Source organism: Peterkaempfera griseoplana (genome assembly GCF_001418575.1).
Lineage (GTDB): Bacteria > Actinomycetota > Actinomycetes > Streptomycetales > Streptomycetaceae > Peterkaempfera > Peterkaempfera griseoplana.
Genome location: NZ_LIQR01000799.1, coordinates 1 through 1,301, shown reverse-complemented (window position 1 = coordinate 1,301; position 1,301 = coordinate 1). Strand labels below are relative to the sequence as shown.

The window sequence follows — 1,301 nt, the reverse complement described above, 5'->3', positions numbered from 1 at the left end:
CCGGCCGCGGCCGGGGGAGCGCCACGGAGTCCAGTACTTCTTCACCGGCGAGGACGAGTTCGACAAGCTGGTGGCCAACGGCGAGCTGCTGGAGTGGGCCGTCTTCGCGGGCAACCGCTACGGCACCCCGCGCGGCCCCGTCCTGGAACGGCTGGAGCGCGGCGAGCCGGTGCTGCTGGAGATCGACCTCCAGGGCGCCCGCCAGGTCCGCGAGTCCATGCCCGAGGCCCAGCTGGTCTTCCTCGCCCCGCCGTCCTGGGAGGAGCTGGTGCGCAGGCTCACCGGCCGCGGCACCGAACCGCAGGACGTCATCGAGGAGCGGCTGGCGGCGGCCCGGGTGGAGCTCGCGGCGGAGTCGGAGTTCGACGTCACCCTGGTCAACACCTCCGTCGAGCAGGTCGCGGCCGAACTGCTAGCCTTGATGAACGTAGTCTGACTGTTCTCCACCCTTTCGGAAGGTTTTCGCGTGTCCTCTTCCATGACCGCGCCCGAGGGCATCATCAACCCGCCGATCGACGAGCTGCTCGAGGCCACCGACTCGAAGTACAGCCTGGTGATCTACGCGGCGAAGCGCGCGCGGCAGATCAACGCCTACTACTCCCAGCTCGGCGAGGGCCTGCTGGAGTACGTCGGGCCGCTGGTCGACACCCATGTGCACGAGAAGCCGCTGTCGATCGCGCTGCGCGAGATCAACGCCGGCATGCTGACGGCCGAGGCCATCGAGGCCGCCCAGTAGTCAGCCGTCCACGCGGACATTCGCCGCGGGCCGCCGGAACGCCGGCGGCCCGCGGCGTCCGCATATCCGGGGCCGGAGGCCGGGCGCCGGTCGGCCTGACCGCTGACCTGCCCGGGGCGCGCGCGTACAGTGTGGCCTGACCTGCAGACCCACCAGAGGCCGGAGCTGAGCAGCATGAACGGGCGCGCCGAGCAGCCGGAGGAGCGAGTGCAGCCGGAGGGGCACGTGCGGCCGGACGGGCCCACGCAGCCGGAGCGGCGCGGCGCCGCGCATCCGGCGGAGCCCCCGCGGGTGGTCCTGGGCGTCAGCGGCGGCATCGCCGCCTACAAGGCCTGCGAGCTGCTGCGCCGGCTGACCGAGTCGGGCCACCGGACCACCGTGGTGCCCACCGCGTCCGCCCTGCACTTCGTGGGCGAGGCGACCTGGGCCGCGCTCTCGGGACGGCCGGTGGCCACCGAGGTCTGGGAGACCGTCCACGAGGTCCCCCATGTGCGGATCGGGCAGCAGGCCGATCTGGTCGTGGTGGCGCCCGCCACCGCGGACCTGCTGGCCAAGGCCGCCCACG

General features: G+C 72.8%; 3 protein-coding genes. All 3 read left to right on the top strand.

Going from position 1 to position 1,301, the window contains the following annotated elements; translation table 11 throughout:
* The coding region (gene gmk / locus AOK09_RS36905; RefSeq protein ID WP_055591511.1) for a guanylate kinase at positions 1-436 on the top strand (436 nt) is incomplete at its 5' end.
* Positions 437-466: 30 nt separating this feature from the next.
* A complete protein-coding gene (rpoZ, locus tag AOK09_RS36900) occupies positions 467-736 on the top strand; it encodes a DNA-directed RNA polymerase subunit omega (RefSeq protein WP_055591510.1) in 270 nt (89 codons plus the stop codon).
* Between the two features lie 174 nt (positions 737-910).
* The coding region (locus AOK09_RS36895) for a flavoprotein (RefSeq protein WP_322973246.1) at positions 911-1,301 on the top strand (391 nt) is incomplete at its 3' end.